Source organism: Streptomyces sp. NPDC025833 (assembly GCF_055558055.1).
Genome location: NZ_JBVHNF010000002.1, coordinates 263,481 through 285,075, shown reverse-complemented (window position 1 = coordinate 285,075; position 21,595 = coordinate 263,481). Strand labels below are relative to the sequence as shown.

Genomic DNA, 21,595 nt, shown 5'->3' with positions numbered 1-21,595 from the left:
GGATGAACGGGCCCGGACACGACTCAGCTCTGGCACGGCGGCTCGCCACGGCCGTACCGTCCCAGCACCGCAGGCTGGTCACCGAACTGGTACGGACCGCCGTGACCGAGGCGATCGAGGCGGCCCGGCCGGGCACCGTGGACTCCCTCGACCCGGCCGCCCCCTTCGCGGCCCAGGGACTCGACTCGCTCGCCGCGGTGGACCTGCACCGGCGGCTGACCGAGCACACCGGTCTCGACCTGCCCGTCGGCCTCGCCTACGACTGCCCGACCGTCCACGAGCTGGCCGCCCGGCTGCTCGCCGAGGTGAACGGCCGGGAGCCCGAGTCCCGTGAGCACCCCGCACCGGCCGCCGGCCGCCCCGCCGACGAACCGGTCGCCGTGGTCGGCATCGGCTGCCGGTTCCCCGGCGGCATCTCCTCGCCCGCCGACCTGTGGCGGCTGCTGACCGAGGGCGGCGAGGTGCTGTCCGGGTTCCCCCAGGACCGCGGCTGGGACCTGGACGCCCTCTACGACGAGGACCCCGAGGTGCCCGGCAGCACCTACGTCCGCAGCGGCGGATTCCTCGACACCGCAACCGAGTTCGACGCCGACTTCTTCGGCATCAGCCCGCGCGAGGCGCTCGGCATGGACCCGCAGCAGCGGCTCGTTCTGGAGACCTCCTGGCAGGCACTGGAGGACGCGGGCATCGACCCCACGGCGCTGCGCGGCACCCCGGCCGGCATGTTCTTCGGCGCCGAGATCCAGGAGTACGGCCCCCGCCTGCACGAGGCCCCGGACGGCCTCGACGCCTACCTGCTCGCCGGGAACGCGAACAGCGTCATCTCCGGCCGGGTCGCCTACGTGCTCGGCGCCGAAGGACCGGCGGTCACCGTCGACACCGCCTGCTCCGCCTCCCTGGTCGCCGTACACCTGGCGTGCCGCTCGCTGCGGCAGGGCGAGTCCTCGCTCGCGCTCGCCGGCGGGGTGGCCGTGATGGGCGGCCCCGGCGTCTTCACCGCCTTCAGCCGGCAGCGCGGTCTCGCGGCCGACGGCCGCTGCAAGGCGTTCGCCGCCGCCGCGGACGGCACCGGATTCGCCGAGGGCGTCGGCGTGCTCGTCCTGGAGCGGCTGAGCGACGCCCGCCGCAACGGGCACCGGGTGCTGGCCGTCGTGGCCGGCTCCGCCGTGAACCAGGACGGCGCGTCCAACGGCCTGACCGCGCCCAACGGCACCTCCCAGCAGCGGCTGATCCGCAGCGCGCTGGCGGACGCCGGCCTCACCGCCGCCGACGTCGACGTGGTGGAGGCGCACGGCACCGGCACCCGCCTCGGCGACCCCATCGAGGCCACCGCGCTGCTCGCCACCTACGGCCGGGGCCGCCCGGCCGACGCGCCGCTCCTCCTCGGCTCGGTCAAGTCCAACCTCGGGCACACCCAGGCCGCCGCCGGCGCCGCGGGCCTGATCAAGACCATCCTCGCCATGCGCCACGGGCGGATACCGGCGACCCTGCACGTCGACGCGCCCACCCCGCACGTCAACTGGTCGGCCGGGGCGGTGGAACTCGTCACCGAGGAACGCCCCTGGCCCCGGGCCGGCCGGCCCCGGCGGGCGGGCGTGTCGTCGTTCGGGGTCAGCGGCACCAACGCCCACGTGATCCTGGAACAGCCGGAACCCGCGGAGGACGACGCCCCGCAGCCGCGGGAGCCCGCGGCCGGAGTCCCCGCCCGGCGCCGGACCCCGGCGGACGGCGGCGCACCCGAAGCACCGGACGTGCCGGAAGCACCGGGTGTTCCGGAAGGCGCGGCCCCCGGGGCCGACGGCCCGTTCCGGCCCGGCGGCGCACCGCTGCCCTTCGCCCTGTCCGCCCGCGGCGAGGCCGCGCTGCGGGCCCGCGCCGCCGACCTGCTGCCCCTGGTGGACACGGCCGACCCCCTCGACCTCGCCCACTCGCTGGCCACCACCCGGGCCGCCCTGCCCGACCGGGCCGTCCTCGTCGCCGCCGACCGCGCCGAACTCCGCGCCGCCCTGCACGACCTGGCCGCCGGCGCCACACCGGGCACCGCGCGCGCCGACGGCGAACTCGGCTTCCTGTTCACCGGACAGGGCAGCCAGCGCCCCGGCATGGGCCGCGAACTCGCCGCCGCCCACCCCGCGTTCGAGAGCGCCCTGGACGACGTCTGCGCCCACTTCGACCTCCTGCTGGACCGGCCGCTGAAGGACGTCCTGTTCGCCGCGCCCGGCACCCCCGAGGCCGCGCTGCTGGACCGCACCGAGTACGCGCAGCCCGCCCTGTTCGCCGTCGAGGTCGCCCTGTACCGCCTGCTGGAGAGCTGGGGCCTCGCCCCGGACCAGCTCGCCGGGCACTCCGTCGGCGAGATCGCCGCCGCCCACGTGGCCGGGGTCCTCACCCTCCAGGACGCCACGATCCTGGTCGCCGCCCGCGGCCGGCTCATGCAGCGGCTCCCCGAGGGCGGCGCCATGATCGCCGTACGCGCCGCCGAGGACGAGGTGACGCCCCTGCTCACGGAGCGCACCGGCATCGCCGCCGTCAACGGGCCCGCCGCCGTCGTCGTCTCCGGCGACGCGGCCGACGCGGAGCGCATCGCCGCCGAACTCGCCGCGCGCGGCCACGACACCAAGCGCCTGCGGGTGAGCCACGCCTTCCACTCGCCTCTCATGGAACCGATGCTGGCCGAGTTCCGGCGGATCGCCCACGTCCTGGACTACGCCGAGCCCAGGCTGCCGGTCGTCTCGACCGTCACCGGCGCCCCCGTCACCTCCGAACTCGGCGACCCCGAGTACTGGGTGGAGCACGTCCGGGCCCGGGTCCGCTTCCACGACGCCGTGCGCACGCTCGCCGACGGCGGGGTGCGCACGTTCCTGGAGATCGGCCCCGACGCGGTGCTGTCCGCCATGGGCCCCGACTGCACCGACGCACCCGGCACGGCCTTCCTGCCGGTGCTGCGGCGCGAGCGGCCCGAGGCGCGCGAGGCCCTCACCGCGCTCGCCGCCGCCCACGCCCGGGGCGTCCCCGTCGACTGGCGGCGGCACTTCACGAGCCTCGGCGGACGCCGCGTCGACCTGCCGCCCTACCCGTTCCAGCGGCGCCGCTTCTGGCTGGAGCAGAGCACCGCCACCGACGCCGCCGGCCTCGGCCAGCTCCCCGCCGGCCACCCGCTGCTCGCGGCCGTGGTGGCCGTCGGCGCCGAGGGCGTCGTCCTCACCGGGCGGCTCTCCACCCGCACCCAGCCCTGGCTCGCCGACCACGTCATCGCCGGACGGGTGCTGTTCCCCGGCACCGCCTTCGTCGAACTCGCCCTGCGCGCGGGCGACCACGCCGGCGCGCACACCCTGGAGGAACTGACCCTCGGCGCCCCGCTCGTGCTGCGCCCCGACGAGGACGTCGCCGTCCAGGTCGCCGTCGGCGAACCCGACGCCTCCGGCCGCCGCGGCGTCACCGTCCACACCCGCCCCGACGAGGCGGCCCCCTGGACCCAGCACGCCGCCGGCGTCCTCACCGCCACGGCCACCGCCCCGGCCGCCGCGCCGGACCCGACCACCTGGCCGCCGCCGGACGCCCGGCCGCTCGACACCACGGGCGTCTACGCCGACCTCGCCGGCCAGGGCTACGGGTACGGGCCCGCCTTCCAGGGCCTGCGCGCCGCCTGGCGGCACGGCGACGACGTCTACGCCGAGGTCGCCCTGCCCGAGGACACCGCCGCCGACGCGGCCGGGTTCGGGCTGCACCCCGCGCTCCTCGACGCCGCGCTGCACGCCGCCGACCTCGGCGCCCCGCCGCGCCCCGAGGTGCTCGTGCCGTTCGCCTGGAGCGGCGTCACCCTGCACGCGACCGGCGCCGCCGCCCTCCGCGTCAAGATCACCCGCGGCGGCGGCGACACCATCGGCGTCCGCCTCGCCGACACCACCGGCGCCCCGGTGGCCGACATCGAGGCCCTGACCTCCCGGCCCGTACCGGACAGCGATGTCCTGTACGCCGTGCGGTGGTCGCCGCACCCCCGACCGGCGACCACCGCACCCCTGCGCATCGCCACCCTGGACGGCGCGGCCGACGGGGCCGACGCCCTGTTCGACGGCCCCGTCCCGGACGCCGTCGTGCACCGCGTGCCCGGCCCGGCGGGCGCCGCCGCCGACGACGCGCGCGCCCACGTCCACCACGTCCTGCGGCTGCTACGCACCTGGCAGACGGACGAACGGACCTCCGCCACCCGGCTCGTCGTGGTCACCCCGCCCGGCAGCCCGGCCCACGCCGCCGTCCGCGGCCTGGTCCGCTCCGCCCAGGCCGAGAACCCCGGCCGCCACGTCCTCGTCGAGCACGAGACCCTGCCCTCCGACGCCGACCTGCGCCGCGTCCTCGCCACCGGCGAACCCGAACTCTCCCTGGCCGACGGCCGGTTCGCCGTACCACGGCTGACCGCGCAGCCGGCCGGGGAGGAACCCGCCGCCGACTGGGGCACCGTGCTCGTCACCGGCGGCACCGGCGGCCTCGGCGCCCTGCTCGCCCTGCACCTGGTCCGCGCCCACGGCGTGCGCCGCATGGTGCTCGCGAGCCGCCGGGGCACGGCACCCGCACTGCACGCCGAACTCACCGCGCTCGGCGCCGAGGTCACCGTGGCCGCCTGCGACGTGGGCGACCGCGAGGCGCTGCGCCGGCTCCTCGACGCCCACCCCGTGGACTCCGTCGTCCACGCGGCCGGCACGGTCCGCGACGGCATCGTGGACACCCTTACCGACGCGATGGTGGACGAGGTCTTCCACGCCAAGGCCCGCGGCGCCTGGCACCTGCACGAGCTGACCCGGGACCGCGACCTCGCCCGCTTCGTGCTGTTCTCCTCCCTCGCCGCCGTCCTCGACGGCCCCGGCCAGGGCAACTACGCCGCCGCCAACGCCTACCTGGACGCCCTCGCCGAGCACCGCGCCGCCCTCGGCCTGCCGGCCACCGCGCTCGCCTGGGGGCTGTGGGCCACCGACAGCGGCATGGGCGCCGCCCTCGACGACACCGCGCGCGAGCGCATCGCCGGCCACGGCGTCCCCGGGCTGACCGCCGCACGCTCCCTGGAGCTGTTCGACGCCGCCCTCCGCACCCGCGCACCCCACCTGGTGCCGGTGGAGATCGACGCCGCCGCCGTACGCCGCCGCCCCGACGGCGTACCACCGCTGCTGACCACCCTGGTCCGCCCGGCCGCCCGCCGGACCGCGGCGAGCACCGCCCCCGCGCGGCCCGCGCACGACGGGCTCGCCGCGCTGCCCCCCGCCGACCGCGACCGCGCCCTGCTGGACCTCGTGCGCACCGAGGTGGCGGCCGTGCTCCGGCACGACGGCCCGTCCGCCGTCGACCCCGGCCGCGCCTTCACCGACCTCGGCTTCGACTCGCTCGCCGCCGTCGAACTGCGCAACCGCCTCAACACCGGCACCGGACTGCGGCTGCCCGCCACCCTCGTCTTCGACCACCCCACCTCCCGGGCCCTCGCCGCCCACATCCGCGACACGCTGTTCGGCACCGGCGAGCGGGCGACCGCCGCCCCCGCCGCCCGCGCCACGGCCGACGACGACCCGATCGTCATCGTCGGCATGGGCTGCCGCTACCCCGGCGGGGTCCGCTCCCCGGAGGACCTGTGGCGGCTCGTCGCCGACGGGACCGACGCGGTCGGCGGCTTCCCGGCGGACCGCGGCTGGGACACCGAGGCGCTGTACGACCCGGAGCCGGGCACCCCGGGCCGCACCTACACCCGCGAGGGCTCCTTCCTGTACGACGCCGCCGAGTTCGACCCCGGCTTCTTCGGCATCGGACCCCGCGAGGCCACCGCCATGGACCCGCAGCAGCGGATCCTGCTCGAGGTGTCCTGGGAGGCGCTGGAACGCTCCTCCATCGACCCCCACCGCCTGCGCGGCACCCGCACCGGTGTCTTCGCCGGCGTCATGTACCACGACTACGGCACCTGGCTCGCCGACGTCCCCGAGGACCTCGCCGCCTACCTCGGCAACGGCAGCCTCGGCAGCGTCGTCTCCGGCCGCGTCGCCTACGCCCTGGGCCTGGAGGGACCGGCCGTCACCGTCGACACCGCCTGCTCCTCCTCGCTGGTCACCCTGCACCTGGCGGCCCAGGCCCTGCGCCAGGGCGAGTGCGACCTCGCCCTGGTCGGCGGCGTCACCGTCATGTCGACACCGGACACCTTCGTCGACTTCGCCCGGCAGCGCGGACTGGCCGCCGACGGCCGCTGCAAGTCCTTCGCCGCGGCCGCCGACGGCACCGGCTGGGGCGAGGGCGCCGGCATGCTCGTCGTCGAGCGCCTCTCGGACGCCCGCCGGAGCGGCCACCGCGTGCTCGCCGTGGTCCGGGGCTCCGCCGTCAACTCCGACGGCGCCTCCAACGGCCTGACCGCCCCCAACGGCCCCTCCCAGCAGCGCGTCATCCGCGCCGCGCTGGCCGCCGCCGGACTCACCCCGGCCGACGTCGACGCCGTCGAGGCGCACGGCACCGGAACCACCCTCGGCGACCCGATCGAGGCCCAGGCCCTCCTCGCCGCCTACGGCCAGGACCGCACCGAACCCCTGTGGCTGGGCTCCGTCAAGTCCAACATGGGGCACACCCAGGCCGCCGCCGGTGTCGCGGGCATCATCAAGACGGTCATGGCGATGCGCCACGGCGTCCTGCCCAAGACCCTGCACGTGGACGAGCCCTCGCACCAGGTCGACTGGAGCACCGGAGCGGTCGCCCTCCTCACCGAACAGCGGCCGTGGCCCCGGGCCGGCCGGCCCCGGCGCGCGGGCGTGTCCTCGTTCGGGATCAGCGGCACCAACGCCCACGTCATCCTGGAGGAGTCCACCGAACCGGAGCCCGCGGCCGCCGACCCCGCCACCGCCCCGCCGCTCCTCGCGCTCCCCGTCTCCGCCCGGTCGCCCGAAGCCCTGCGCGGCCAGGCCCGGCGCCTGCGGGAGCTGACCGGCACCGCCCCCGCCGACCTCGGCCTGGCCCTGGCCACCACCCGCGCCACCCACCCGCACCGCGCCGTGCTCCTCGCGACCGGCGCCGACCAGGCCGCCACCGCGCTGGACGCCCTGGCCCGCGGCGCCGAGGCACCCGGCCTGCTCGTCACCGGCTCCGTCACCGACGGCACCCTGGCCTACCTGTTCTCCGGCCAGGGCGCCCAGCGCCCCGGCATGGGCCGCGACTGGTACGACGCCTTCCCCGGCTACGCCGAGCACTTCGACCGCGTCGCCGCGCTCTTCGACAAGCACCTGGAACGGCCGCTCGCCGAGGTCGTCCTCGGCGACGACGCCGAGACCCTGGAGCAGACCGCCTACACCCAGGCCGCCCTGTTCACCACGCAGGTCGCCCTCTACCGGCTGCTGGAGTCCTTCGGCCTGCGCCCCGACTGGCTGGCCGGCCACTCCGTCGGCGAGTTCGCCGCCGCGCACGTCGCGGGCGTGTGGTCGCTCCAGGACGCCGTCACCGCCGTCGCCGCCCGGGGCCGGCTCATGCAGGAACTGCCCGCAGGCGGCGCGATGATCGCCGTACAGGCGACCGAGGAGGAGGTCGCACCGCTGCTGGACGGGCGGTGCGCGATCGCCGCCGTCAACGGCCCGCGCGCCGTGGTCGTCTCCGGCGACGAGGACGCCGTCACCGCGGTCGCCGCCCGCTTCCCGACCACCCGCAGACTGCGCGTCTCGCACGCCTTCCACTCCCCGCGCATGGAACCCATGCTGGCCGGGTTCCGGGAGGTCATGAGCGGCATCGAGGCGGCGGAACCGGAGGTGCCGATCGTCTCCACCCTCACCGGCGCCCCGGCCTCCGCCGCCGAACTGGGCTCCGCCGACTACTGGGTACGGCACGTCCGGCACACCGTGCGCTTCGCGGACGCCGTCGCCGCCCTCGCCGCGAAGGGCGCCGACACCTTCCTGGAACTCGGCGCCGCCCCCGTCCTCACCGCCCTGGGCCCCGACTGCCTGCCCGACGCCGACGGCACCGCCTTCGTCCCCACCGCCCGCAAGGACACCCCTCAGCTCCCCGGCCTGCTCGCCGCCCTGGCCGCCGTCCACACCCGCGGCGCGGACGTCGACTGGTCCGTCCTGTACGACGGGTACGCCGGCCGCCCCGCCGACCTGCCCACCTACGCCTTCGACCACCGCCCCTACTGGCTGCCCACGGCCACCGCCGCGGCCGGCGACGCAGCCGGACACGGCCTCGCCGGCGCCGGCCACCCCCTGGTCAGCGCCCGCTTGGACCTGCCCGGCGACCGGGGCCTGCTGCTCACCGGCCGCATCTCCACCGCCACCCACCCGGTCCTCGCCGAACACGCCGTGCTCGGCACCGTCCTGGTGCCCGGCGCCGCCCTGGTCGACCTCGCCCTGCACGCCGGACGCCTCACCGGGCGGCCGGTCCTGGAGGAACTGACCCTGCACAGCCCGCTGGTGCTGGACGCGGACACCGCCGTACGCCTCCAGGTCGCCGCCGGCACCGACGGCACCGTCGAGATCCACTCGCGCCCCGAGAACGCACCCGCCGACGAGGAGTGGACGCGGCACGCCACCGGCGCCCTCACCGACCGCGCCACCCCGGCCCCGGCCGCGTCCGCCGCCTGGCCCCCGCCCGGCGCCGCCCCGCTCGACGTCACCGGGCTCTACCCGCGCCTGCACGCCGAGGGCTACGACTACGGCCCGGTGTTCCGCGGCGTACGGGCGGCCTGGCGCCACGGCGACACCCTCCTCGCCGAACTCGAACTGCCCGCGGGCACCGAGCAGGACGCCGCCCGGCACACCCTGCACCCGGCACTGCTGGACTCCGCCCTGCACGTCACCTCCCTCCTGGACGACGCGCCCGGCGAGCCGTCCGGCGCCCTCGCGCTGCCCTTCGCCTGGACCGGGGTCACCGCACACGCCCAGGGCGCCCGCGCCGCCCGCGTCCGGGTCACCCCCGGCCCCGACGGCACCCGCATCGAACTGGCGGACACCGAGGGCCGGCCCCTCGCCACCGTCGCGTCGTACGTCACCCGCCCGGTCACCGCCGACCGGCTCACCCGGCGCCGCCGCCACCTGTACACCGTCACCGACGAGCCGCTGCCCGAGACCGCCGGCCGCCCCGACCGCCGTACCTGGGCGGTCCTCGGCGACGACGATCTCGGCCTCGGCGCGCCCGCGCACACCGGGCTCGGCACGCTCGGCGACACCGTGCCCGACGTGGTGATCCTGCCCGCCACCGCCCCGCACACCGAGGGCGCGCGACTGCCCCGCACGGTGCGGGAGCTGCTGGCCCGCACCCTGGAGACCCTGCGGGAGTGGTCGGCCGGGGAGCGGTACGCCGGTTCGACGCTGGTCGTCCTCACCGGGGGCGGCCTCGCCGACGCCGCCGTGCACGGACTGGTACGGGCCGCGCAGGCCGAGGACCCCGGCCGCATCCTCCTCGTCAGCCGGACCGCGCCCGACGGCCCGGTGCCGGACCGGGCCGCGCTGGCCGCCCTCCTCGACTCCGGGGAAGCGGAGGTCACCTGGCGGGACGGCCGGGCCCACGCCCCCCGCCTGGCCCGCGCCGACGACTCCCCGGCGGCCGCCCGGCCCTGGGGCACCGTCCTCGTCACCGGCGGCACCGGCGGACTCGGCGCCCTGGTCGCCCGCCACCTGGCCACCCGGCACGGCGTCACCCGCCTGGTGCTCACGAGCCGCCGCGGCCCCGGGGCACCCGGCGCCGACCGGCTGCTCGCGGACCTGCGGGCGGCCGGCGCCGACGCCGGGATCGTCGCCTGCGACGTCGCCGACCGCACCGCGCTCGCCGCCCTGCTCGACGCGCACCCCGTCGACAGCGTCGTGCACACCGCGGGCGTCCTCGACGACGGACTGATCGCCTCGCTCACCCCCGAGCGCCTCGACACCGTCCTGCGGCCCAAGGCGGACGCCGCCTGGCACCTGCACGAACTCACCAAGGACCGGGAACTCGCCCACTTCGTGCTGTTCTCCTCCGCCGCCGGCACCCTGGACGCCTCCGGCCAGGGCAACTACGCCGCCGCCAACGTCTTCCTGGACGCCCTGGCCGGCCACCGCGCCGCCCTCGGCCTGCCCGCCACCTCCCTCGCCTGGGGCCTGTGGTCCGGCGGCGGCATGGGCGCCGCCCTCGACGCGGCCGAGGTCCAGCGCATCGAACGCTCCGGCATCGGCGCGCTCGACCCGGAGGAGGGCCTGGACCTGTTCGACGCCGCCGTGGCCTGCGGCGCCCCCGCCCTGGTGCCCGTACGGCTGGACACCGCCGCCCTGCGCCGCCGCGGCGACGACCTCCCGCCCGTCCTGCGCGCCCTCGCCGGCGTCCGCCCCGGCCGCGACGACCAGGCTCGCGGCCTGGCGGAGCGGCTGGCCGAACTGCCCGCCGCCGACCACGAGCACACCGTGCTGGAAGCCGTGCGCACCGAGGTCGCCGCCGTCCTCGGGCACGCCGGACCCGCCGCCGTCGAGCCGCGCCGCGCCTTCACCGAGCTGGGCTTCGACTCGCTCGCCGCCGTCGAACTGCGCAACCGGCTGAACGCGGTCAGCGGACTGCGCCTGCCGTCCACGCTGATCTTCGACTACGCCACCCCGGCGGCGCTCGCCGGCCACCTCCTCGAACGGCTCCTGCCGGACACCGGGGACACCGCCGACGGCGCGGCGGGGCGCGGCGACGACGAACTGCACACCCTGATCTCCCGTATCCCCGTCGCCCGCATCCGCGAGGCCGGCCTGCTCGACAGCCTGCTGAAGCTGTCCGAGCGGGCCCCGGAGCCCGCCCCCGACCGCGCCCTGGACATCAAGTCCATGGCCGTGGCCGACCTGGTGCGCGCCGCCCTCGACCGCAGCGGCGGCCAGTGACCCCGCCCCCGGCCCCGGACGACGCGCCGCGTCCGGCGCCGGGCCACCACCCCGATCCAGGCGCACCCTCCACCGCGTCACCAGCGCCGCCGAGCCAGCAGGGAGCGACACCGACCGTGGACACATCCGTCGAGCAGATCGTCGAGGCGCTGCGCGAGTCAATGCTCGAGAACGAGCGGCTGCGCCGGCAGAACTCCGAGATCACCGAGGCGGCGCAGGAGCCCGTCGCGATCGTCGCCATGAGCTGCCGCTACCCCGGCGGCGTCGGCACCCCCGAGGACCTGTGGCGGCTGGTCGACACCGGCACGGACGCCGTGGGCGGCTTCCCCGAGGACCGCGGCTGGGACACCGAGGGCATCTACGACCCCGACCCCGACGCCCCCGGCAGGACCCACGTCCGCGAGGGCGGGTTCCTGTACGACGCGGCCGGGTTCGACCCCGGGTTCTTCGGCATCAGCCCGCGCGAGGCCCTCGCCATGGACCCGCAGCAGCGCCTGCTGCTGGAGACCGCCTGGGAGGCGTTCGAACGCGCCGGGATCGACCCGCACAGCCTCAAGGGCAGCCGCACCGGCATCTACGCGGGCGTCATGTACCACGACTACGGGAGCTGGCTCACCGAGGTCCCCGAAGGCGTGGAGGGCTACCTCGGCAACGGCAACCTGGGCAGCGTCGCCTCCGGCCGCGTCTCCTACGTCCTCGGCCTGGAGGGTCCGGCCGTCACCGTCGACACCGCCTGCTCCTCCTCGCTCGTCGCCCTCCACCTCGCGGTGCAGGCGCTGCGCACCGGCGAGTGCGGCCTCGCCCTCGCGGGCGGCGTGACCGTCATGTCCACCCCCGACACCTTCATCGACTTCTCCCGGCAGCGCGGCCTCGCCGAGGACGGCCGCTGCAAGTCCTTCGCCGAGGGCGCCGACGGCACCGGCTGGGGCGAGGGCGTGGGCCTGCTCCTGCTGGAGCGGCTCTCCGACGCCCGCCGCAACGGGCACCGCGTGCTGGCCGTGGTGCGCGGCTCGGCCGTCAACCAGGACGGCGCCTCCAACGGCCTGACCGCCCCCAACGGCCCCTCCCAGCAGCGTGTCATCCGGGCCGCGCTCGCCAACGCCCGCCTCCGGCCCGACCAGGTGCACGCCGTCGAGGCCCACGGCACCGGCACCCCGCTCGGCGACCCGATCGAGGCCCAGGCCCTGCTCGCCACCTACGGCCAGGACCGCGCCGAACCCCTGTGGCTCGGCTCGGTGAAGTCCAACATCGGGCACACCCAGGCCGCCGCCGGGGTCGCCGGCGTCATCAAGATGGTGATGGCCATGCGGCACGGCCGGCTGCCCAGGACCCTGCACGCCGACCGCCCCACGTCCCAGGTCGACTGGACGGCGGGCGCCGTGGAACTGCTCGCCGAGGCCCGTGACTGGCCCGACGCCGGCGAGCCCCGCCGCGCCGCCGTGTCCTCCTTCGGCATCAGCGGCACCAACGCCCACGTCATCGTCGAGGCCGCCCCCGAGCCCGAGGCGCGGGCGGCCGAGCCCGCCTGGACCGGGCCCCTGCCGCTGGTGCTGTCCGGCCAGGGCGAACAGGGCCTCGCCGCCCAGGCCCGCCTCCTCCTCGACCACCTCGGCACGGCCCCCGACCCCGTCCCCGACATCGCCCACACCCTCGCCACCGGGCGCGCCGCCCTGACCGAACGGGCCGTCGTCACCGGCGCCGACCTGCCCGCCCTCACCGCGGGCCTGACCGCGCTCGCCGAGGGCGGCACCGCGCCCAACGTGGTGCGCGGCAGGCCGGCGGGGGAGTCCCGCATCGCCTTCGTCTTCCCCGGCCAGGGCTCCCAGTGGGCCGGCATGGCCGCCGACCTGCTCGACACCTCGCCCGCGTTCGCCGCGCGCATGGCGGACTGCGCCGCGGCCCTCGCCCCCGTCACCGACTGGGACCTGCTGGAGACCGTGCGCGCCCGGCGGCCCCTGGAGCGGGTGGACGTCGTCCAGCCCGTGCTGTGGGCGATCATGGTGTCGCTCGCCGAGGTGTGGCGCGCGCACGGCATCCGGCCCGCCGCCGTCATCGGCCACTCCCAGGGCGAGATCGCCGCGGCCTGTGTGGCCGGCGCGCTCTCCCTCGCCGACGGCGCCCGCGTCGTGGCCCTGCGCAGCCGGGCCATCGCCGACGGACTGTCCGGCCGCGGCGGCATGATGTCGGTGGCCCTGCCCGAGGCCCGGGTGCGCGAGCTCCTCGCGGAGCACGACGGCCGGGTCTCGGTGGCCGCCGTCAACGGCGCCTCCTCCGTGGTGCTGTCCGGCGACGCCGACGCCCTCGACGCGCTCCGCGAGACGATCGTCGCGGGCGGCGGCCGCGCCAAGCGGCTCCCGGTGGACTACGCCTCGCACAGCGCCCACGTCGAGTCGATCCGGGAGCGGCTCCTCGCCGACCTGGCCGGCGTGCGGGCCCGGCCCGCCGAGGTGCCGTTCTACTCCACCGTCACCGGCGCCCGGCTCGACACCACCGGCCTGGACGCCGGCTACTGGTACACCAACCTGCGCCAGAGCGTGCTGTTCGAGCCGACCACGCGGACCCTGCTGGAGGCCGGGTACGGGGTGTTCGTCGAGTGCAGCCCGCACCCCGTGCTCCTGCACAGCGTCGAGGAGACCGCCGACGCCGCGGGCGCCGACGTCACCGGCCTCGGCTCGCTGCAACGCGACAACGGCGGCCCCGAGCGCGTCCTGGCAGCCCTGGGCGAGGCGTTCACGGCCGGCCTCCCGGTCGACTGGTCGCCCGTCTTCGACGGCCTGCCGGTACGCCCCGCCGACCTGCCCACCTACGCCTTCCAGCGCGACACCTACTGGCTCGGCCGGTCCGCCGGCACCGGTGACGTCACCGCCGCCGGCCTGGAGACCACCGGCCACCCGCTGCTGGGCGCGGCCGTCCCGGTCGCCGATGGCGGCACCCTGTTCACCGGCCGCCTCTCGGCCGCCACCCAGCCCTGGCTGGCCGACCACGCCGTGTCCGGCACCACCCTGCTGCCCGGCACCGCCCTGGTCGAGCTCGCGCTCGGCGCGGGCCACGACCTCGGCTGCGAGCACCTGGCCGAACTCACCCTCCAGACACCGCTGGTGCTGCCCGAACGCGGTGCGGTCCGGCTCCAGCTCCACGTGGCCGCAGCCGACGGCACCGGACACCGCGCGCTGACCGTGCACTCCCGCCCCGAGGGCGCGGACGACACCGCCTGGACCCCGCACGCCACCGGACTGCTCGCCCCGCGCACCGCCCCGCCCGCCTTCGACCTCACGGCCTGGCCGCCCCCGGGCGCGCACCCCCTGCCCGTCGAGGACGCCTACGACCGGCTGGCCGCGCTCGGCTACCACTACGGGCCCGCCTTCCAGGGCCTGCGCGCCGCCTGGCGCCGCGGCGATGAGACCTTCGCGGAGGTCGAACTGCCCGGTGAGGGCGGCGGATTCGCCCTGCACCCGGCCCTGTTCGACGCCGCGCTGCACGCCGACGGCCTCGGCTCCGACGCCCAGGACACCGCCCGGCTGCCCTTCTCCTGGACCGGCGTCTCGCTGCACGCGGCCGGCGCCACCGCCCTGCGGGTACGGCTGCACGGCGACGAGGCGCTCTCCGTCCAGCTCGCCGACCCCACGGGCGCCCCCGTCGCCGAGGTGGAGGCCCTGGTCTCCCGGCCGGTCGACCCGGCCGCGCTCACCCCGGCCACCGCCCCGGCCGACCTGTACCGGCTTCACTGGCCCGCCCTGCCCGTGCCCGGCGCACCGGCACCCGACCACGCCGTCCTCGGCGCCGACGTCCCGGACCGCGTGCCCGACTGGACGGTGCTCCCGGCCGGTGGCGGCGACGACCCGGCCGGCGACGCGCACCGCGCGACCGAGCGGGTGCTCACCGCCGTACAGCGATGGCTGGCCGACGAACGCACCGCGTCGGCCCGGCTGCTGGTCCTCACCCGCGGCGCCGTGGCGGTCGGCACGGAGGACGTGACCGACCTCGCCGGCGCCGCCGTGTGGGGCCTGGTCCGGGCCGCGCAGGGCGAACACCCCGGCCGTTTCGTGCTCGTGGACTGCCCCGACGGCGACACCGCCGCCGCGGTGGCCGCCGCCGCGGCCAGCGGCGAACCCCAACTCGCCCTGCGCGGCGGCACGGTGCACGTGCCGCGGCTGGCCCGTGCCACCCCGGGGGACCGCACGCCGTCCCTCGACCCGGACGGCACCGTGCTGATCACCGGCGGCACCGGAGTGCTCGGCGCCCTGGTCGCCCGGCACCTGGTCACCGGGCACGGGGTGCGCCGGGTGGTGCTGGCCGGGCGCAGCGGCACCGCCGCGGACGACTTCGCCGACCTGGACGCGGAGATCACCGTGGCCCGCTGCGACGCGGCCGACCGGGAGCAACTGGCGGCCCTCCTCGCCCGGACGCCCGCCGACCGCCCGCTGACCGCGGTCGTCCACCTCGCCGGCGTCCTGGACGACGGACTGATCACCGACCAGACCCCCGAGCGCCTCGCCGCCGTCCTGCGTCCCAAGGCCGACGCCGCCCGGCACCTGCACGAGCTGACCCGAAACCTCGGCCTCGCCGCGTTCGTCCTGTTCTCCTCCGCCGCCGGCACCGTCGACGGCGCCGGCCAGTCCGGCTACGCCGCCGCCAACGCCTACCTCGACGCGCTGGCCGCCCACCGCCGCGCCCACGGCCTGCCCGCGCACTCCCTCGCCTGGGGCTTCTGGGAGCAGCGCACCGGACTGACCGCCCACCTCACCGACGCCGACGTGGCACGCATGGCGCGGGCCGGCGTGCGGCCCCTCGGCACCGAGCACGGCCTGCGGCTGCTCGACGCCGCCCTGGCCGCGGACGAGCCGCTGCTGGTCCCGGTCGGCCTGGACCTCGCCGTGCTGCGCCGCGCCGCCGACGTCCCGGCCGTGCTGCGCGGCCTGGTGCCCGCCCGCCCCCGCCGCACCGCCGCCGTCCGCCAGGACGCCTCGTCGTTCGCCGGCCGGCTGGCCGCCCTCGGCCCGGCCGAACGCGACGCCGCCCTGCTGGAACTGGTCCGCACCCACGTCGCCGCCGTGCTCGGACACGGCGGCGACATGGTGCTCGACCCGCGCCGCTCCTTCCGCGAGTCCGGTTTCGACTCGCTGACCGCGGTCGAACTGCGCAACCGCCTCGGCACCGCGGTCGGCCTGCGCCTGCCCGCCACCCTGGTCTTCGACTACCCCGACGCGGACGCGCTCGTCGGGCACCTGAGGACCGAACTCCTCGGCGAGCAGGCGGAGTCCGCCACCGAGGCCGCCGTACGCGAGGCGGACGAGCCGATCGCCATCGTGGCCATGGCCTGCCGCTACCCGGGCGGGGTCGGCACCCCCGAGGACCTGTGGCGGCTGCTGGCCGAGGGCGGTGACGGCATCGGCGCCTTCCCCGCCGACCGCGGCTGGGACCTGGCCGGACTCTACGACCCGGAGCCGGGCAAGGCGGGGCACTCCTCGACCCGGTCCGGCGGATTCCTCCACGACGCCGCCGACTTCGACCCCGACTTCTTCGGCATCGGCCCCCGCGAGGCCCTCGCCATGGACCCGCAGCAGCGGCTGCTGCTGGAGACGTCCTGGGAGGCGCTGGAGCGGGCCGGCATCGACCCGCACGCCGTGCGCGGCAGCCGCACCGGCGTCTTCGCCGGCGTCATGTACCACGACTACGGCAGCAGGCTGCACCGCGTTCCCGAGGCCGTCCGCGACTACCTGGGCAACGGCAGCCTCGGCAGCGTGGCCTCCGGCCGGGTCGCCTACGCGCTCGGCCTGGAGGGCCCGACCCTCACCGTCGACACCGCCTGCTCCTCGTCCCTGGTGGCGCTGCACCTGGCCGCGCAGGCGCTGCGGCAGGGCGAGTGCACCCTGGCGCTGGCCGGCGGTGTCTCCGTGATGTCGACCGTCGACACGTTCGTGGACTTCAGCAGGCAGCGCAACCTCGCCGCCGACGGCCACGCCAAGTCCTTCGCCGACGCGGCGGACGGCACGGCCCTGTCCGAGGGCGCCGGCATGCTCGTCCTGGAGCGGTTGTCGGACGCGCGGCGTCTGGGGCATCCGGTGCTGGCGGTGGTGCGGGGTTCGGCGGTGAACCAGGACGGTGCGTCGAACGGGTTGACGGCGCCGAACGGTCCGTCGCAGCAGCGGGTGATCCGGCAGGCGTTGTCGGCGGCGCGGTTGTCGGCGGTGGACGTGGACGTGGTGGAGGCGCACGGGACGGGGACGACGCTGGGTGATCCGATCGAGGCGCAGGCGTTGCTGGCGACGTATGGTCAGGACCGGGCGCCGGATGCGCCGTTGTGGCTGGGGTCGGTGAAGTCGAACATCGGTCATACGCAGGCGGCGGCGGGTGTGGCGGGTGTGATCAAGATGGTGCTGGCGATGCGGCACGGTGTGCTGCCGCGGACGCTGCACGTGGACCGGCCGTCGTCCCAGGTGGACTGGGAGGCGGGCCAGGTGCGTCTGCTGACGGAGGAGCGGGAGTGGCCCGCCACGGACCGTCCGCGACGCGCCGGGATCTCCTCGTTCGGCATCAGCGGCACCAACGTCCACACCATCATCGAGGAGCCACCGGCCGAGGAACCGGCGTCCGGCCCGGACCCGGCACCGGCCCCGGTGCTGCCGCTCGTGGTCTCCGGCGCCACCCCCGAAGCCCTGGCCGCGCAGGCCGCACGGCTGCGCGCGGTCGCCGACCGGCCGCTGCCCGACCTCGCCCGCTCCCTGGCCACGCAGCGCGCCGCCCTCACCCACCGGGGCGCGGTCGTCGCCCGTGACCGGGACGAACTCCTCGCCGGACTGGCCGCGCTGGCCGACGGCTCCGCCGCCGACACCGTGGTCCGCGGCCGCCCCACCGGCGGCAGGACCGCCTTCCTCTTCACCGGCCAGGGCGCCCAGCGAACGGGCATGGGCCGCGGCCTGTACGCCGCCCACCCCGCCTTCCGGCAGGCACTGGACGAGGTCTGCCAGGCGCTCGACACCCACCTCGACCGCCCGCTGCGGGACGTGATGTGGGCCGGGCCCGGCACCGCCGAGGCGGCCCTCCTCGACCGCACCCTCTACACGCAGAGCGCCCTGTTCGCCGTCGAGACGGCCCTGTACCGGCTGCTGGAGTCGTACGGCGTCCGCCCGGACTGGCTGGCCGGCCACTCCATCGGCGAGCTGACCGCCGCGCACGTGGCCGGGGTCTGGGACCTGGCGGACGCCGCCCGGCTGGTCACCGCACGCGGCCGGCTCATGCAGGAACTGCCCGAGGGCGGCGCGATGCTCGCCGTCGACGCCACCGAGGACGAGGTGCTGCCCCACCTCGGCCCCGAGGTGTCCGTCGCCGCCGTCAACGGGCCCCGTGCCGTCGTCGTCTCCGGCACCGAGGCGGCCGTACTGGCCGTGGCCGAGGCCTTCCCCGGCCGCCGCACCAAGCGGCTGCGGGTCAGCCACGCCTTCCACTCCCCGCTGATGGACCCGATGCTGGCGGAGTTCGAGAAGACCGCCCGGGAACTGCGCTACGCGCCGCCCGCGATCCCCGTGGTCTCCGACGTGACCGGGGCCCGCGCCGGCGAGGACGAGCTGTGCGACCCCGCGTACTGGGCCCGGCACGTCCGCGAGGCGGTCCGCTTCGGCGACGCCGTCCGCACACTGGAGGACGACGGCGTGCGCACCTTCCTCGAACTCGGCCCCGACGCCGTCCTGTCGGCCATGGGCGCGCACGCCGTGGCCGACCCCGAACGGGTGGTGTTCGCGCCCGCCTCGCGCCGGGACCGCGACGAGGAGCGGACCTTCGCGCTCCTGCTCGGCACCGCCCAGGTGCGCGGAGTCCCCGTCGACTGGCAGCGGGTGTTCGCCGGCACCGACGCCCGCCGTACCGACCTGCCGACCTACGCCTTCCAGCGGCGGCGGCTGTGGCTGGACGACGAACCGGGGGCGGTCGCCGACGCGGGCGGCCTCGGCCAGGCACCGGCCGGCCACCCGTTGCTCGGCGCGGCCCTGGAGCTGGCCGGCGACGACAGCGTGGCCCTGACCGGCCGCCTCTCCCTGGCCACCCACCCCTGGCTCGCGGACCACGCCGTCGCGGGCGTCGTACTCGTTCCGGGCAGCGCCTTCGTCGAGCTGGCCGTCCAGGCCGGCGACCGCGCCCACTGCCCGCAGGTGGCCGAACTCACCCTGGAACGGCCCCTGGTCCTGCCCGAGCGGGGCGCCGTCCACCTCCAGGTCGTCGCCGCCGCCCCGGACGCCGACGGGTACCGGCGGCTGACGGTGCACGCCCGCCCGGAGGGCGCCGACGGCGAGTGGACCCGGCACGCCACCGGCGTCCTGGCCCCGCGCACCGCGCCCGAACCGGCGGCCGTGACCGACTGGCCGCCCGCGGGCGCCGTCCCCGTGGACGTCGGCGGCACCTACGACCACCTCGCCGAACAGGGCTACCACTACGGACCGTCGTTCCGCTGCCTGCGCGGCGCCTGGCGGCTCGGCGAGGACGTCTGCGCCGAACTCGCCCTGCCCGACGCCGACGCGGCCGCCGGCTTCGGACTGCACCCGGCGCTGCTCGACGCCACCCTGCACGCCATCGACCTGCTCGACGGCCAGGACCCGACCGTGATGACCCTGCCCTTCTCCTGGGAGGGCGTCACCCTCCACGCCACCGGGGCCACCGCGGTACGGCTGCGCCTGACCCCGCACGGCCCCGACCACCTGACCCTGCGCCTGTACGACGGCACGGGCGCGCCGGTGGCCGAGGTGGCGTCACTGCGCATCCGCCAGGTGACCGCCGAGCAGCTCGACGCGGCGGCGCCCGCGCCCGGCGACCTGTTCCGCGTGCGGTGGACCGAGTTGCCCCTCGCCACCGGCGTCGCCGCGCCCGCGCCCCGCACCCTGACCGTCGCAGCCGGCCCCGAGCCCGGCGCCGCACTGCCCGCCGTGGCCCGCGCGACCGCCGTACGGGCCCTCGACGCCCTGCGCCGGGACCTCGCCGACGCGCCGGACGACGCGCCGCTGGTGGTCCTGACCCGGTCCGCCGTCGCCGTTCCCGCCGGTGCCGCGCCCGATCCGGCGCAGGCCGCGGTCTGGGGCCTGGTCCGGGCGGCGGCCGTCGAGCACCCCGGCCGGTTCGTGCTCGCCGACACCGACGGCGACCCGGCCTCGGAATCCGTCCTCCCGGCCGCCGTCGCCACCGGCGCCCCGGAACTCGTCCTGCGGACGGGCACCGCGTACGTGCCGGAACTGACCGGTGCCGAGGAGCCCGGGCAGGCCCCGGCGCCTGCCCTCGACCCGGCGGGCACCGTCCTCGTCACCGGCGGCACCGGCAGCCTCGGCCGGCTGCTGGCCCGGCACCTGGTCACCCGGCACGGCGTGCGCCACCTGCTGCTGGCCGGCCGCGCCGGCCGCCTGGCGGACCCCGGCCTCCTGGACGAACTCGGCGCCCTGGGCGCGACCGTGACCGTCGCCGCGTGCGACGTCACCGACCGCGCCGAACTGGCGGCCCTGCTGGCGTCCGTACCGGCCGGGCACCCGCTGACCGCCGTGGTGCACGCCGCCGGCGTCCTGGACGACGGGCTCCTCGGCGACCTCACGCCCGAGCGGCTGGAGACGGTGATGCGTCCCAAGGCCGACGCCGCCTGGCACCTGCACGAACTGACCCGCGACCTCGGCCTCGCCGCCTTCGTCCTGTTCTCCTCCGCCGCCGGCACCCTGGGCGCGGCGGGACAGGCCAACTACGCGGCGGGCAACGCCTTCCTGGACGCCCTCGCCGCGCGGCGCCGCGCCGAGGGACTGCCGGCCCTGTCGCTGGGCTGGGGGCTGTGGGACACGGGGGAGGGCATGGCGGCCGGACTCGGCGAGACCGAGCTGCGCCGGCTGGCCCGCGACGGCATCCTGCCGCTGCCGGCCGAGCGCGCGCTGGCCCTGTTCGACCGTGCGCTGGCCGCCGGCGGCGACTCCGCCACCGACCGGGCCCTCCTCCTGCCGGTCCGGGTCCAGGTCACCGCGGACGCCCCCGCCCTGGTGCGCGGTCTCGCCCCCGCGGCCGCACGGCGCACCGCCCGCACGGCCGCCGAGGCCCCGGCGGCCGCCGAACCGCTTCCCCTGCGGCTGTCCCGGCTGGGCGCGGCCGACGGACTCCGACTCCTGGTGGAGACGGTGTGCGGCCATGTCGCCGACGTCCTCGGCCACGGTTCCGGCGGCGCCGTCGACCCGCTGCGCCCGCTGGGCGACCTGGGCGTGGACTCGCTGGCCGCCCTGGAGCTGCGCAACCGGCTGGGCGCGGACACGGGCCTGCGGCTCTCCACCACCCTCACGTTCGACTACCCGACCTCCGACGCCCTGGCCAGGCACCTCTTCACCGAGCTGGGCGGCGACCCCGCCGGCGACCTCGTCGACATCGAGGCCGAGGTGGTGCGCCTGGAGGCGGTGCTGGCCGACGCGCTGGAGTCGGCCGCGCCGGACGAGGAGCAGCGGGCCCGGGTGGCCGCCCGGCTGCGCACCCTCACCGCCCGGTGGGACGGCACCGGCGAGTGGCGGGAGCCCGGGACCGGGCACGGCGGCGGGGCGGGGCTGGACGCGGCCACGGCCGACGAACTGTTCGGCATCCTGGACGACGAGCTCGGCGCCCTCGACTGAGACCGGTACCCGTGGACCGGCGACGGCCCGGCGCACCCACCGGGCGTCCCGGGCCGTCACCCCGCCGGGGCCGCACCGCTTCCGGCGGGGCGGCCCCGGCTCCGGCGGGCCGGACTCGGCAAGGCCCCGCCGGTGGTGTCACCGGCGGGGCCGCGC

The 21,595-nt window shown here is 77.4% G+C and carries 2 protein-coding genes; both read left to right on the top strand.

The window, feature by feature from the left end; translation table 11 throughout:
- The first annotated feature begins 2 nt into the window (after positions 1-2).
- Entirely contained in the window at positions 3-10,829 is a 10,827-nt protein-coding gene (locus ACZ4K2_RS03920; protein WP_467470167.1) for an SDR family NAD(P)-dependent oxidoreductase, read from the top strand.
- A 116-nt stretch (positions 10,830-10,945) separates the two neighbouring features.
- A complete protein-coding gene (locus ACZ4K2_RS03915; RefSeq protein WP_467470165.1) occupies positions 10,946-21,439 on the top strand; it encodes an SDR family NAD(P)-dependent oxidoreductase in 10,494 nt (3,497 codons plus the stop codon).
- Positions 21,440-21,595 lie beyond the last annotated feature (156 nt).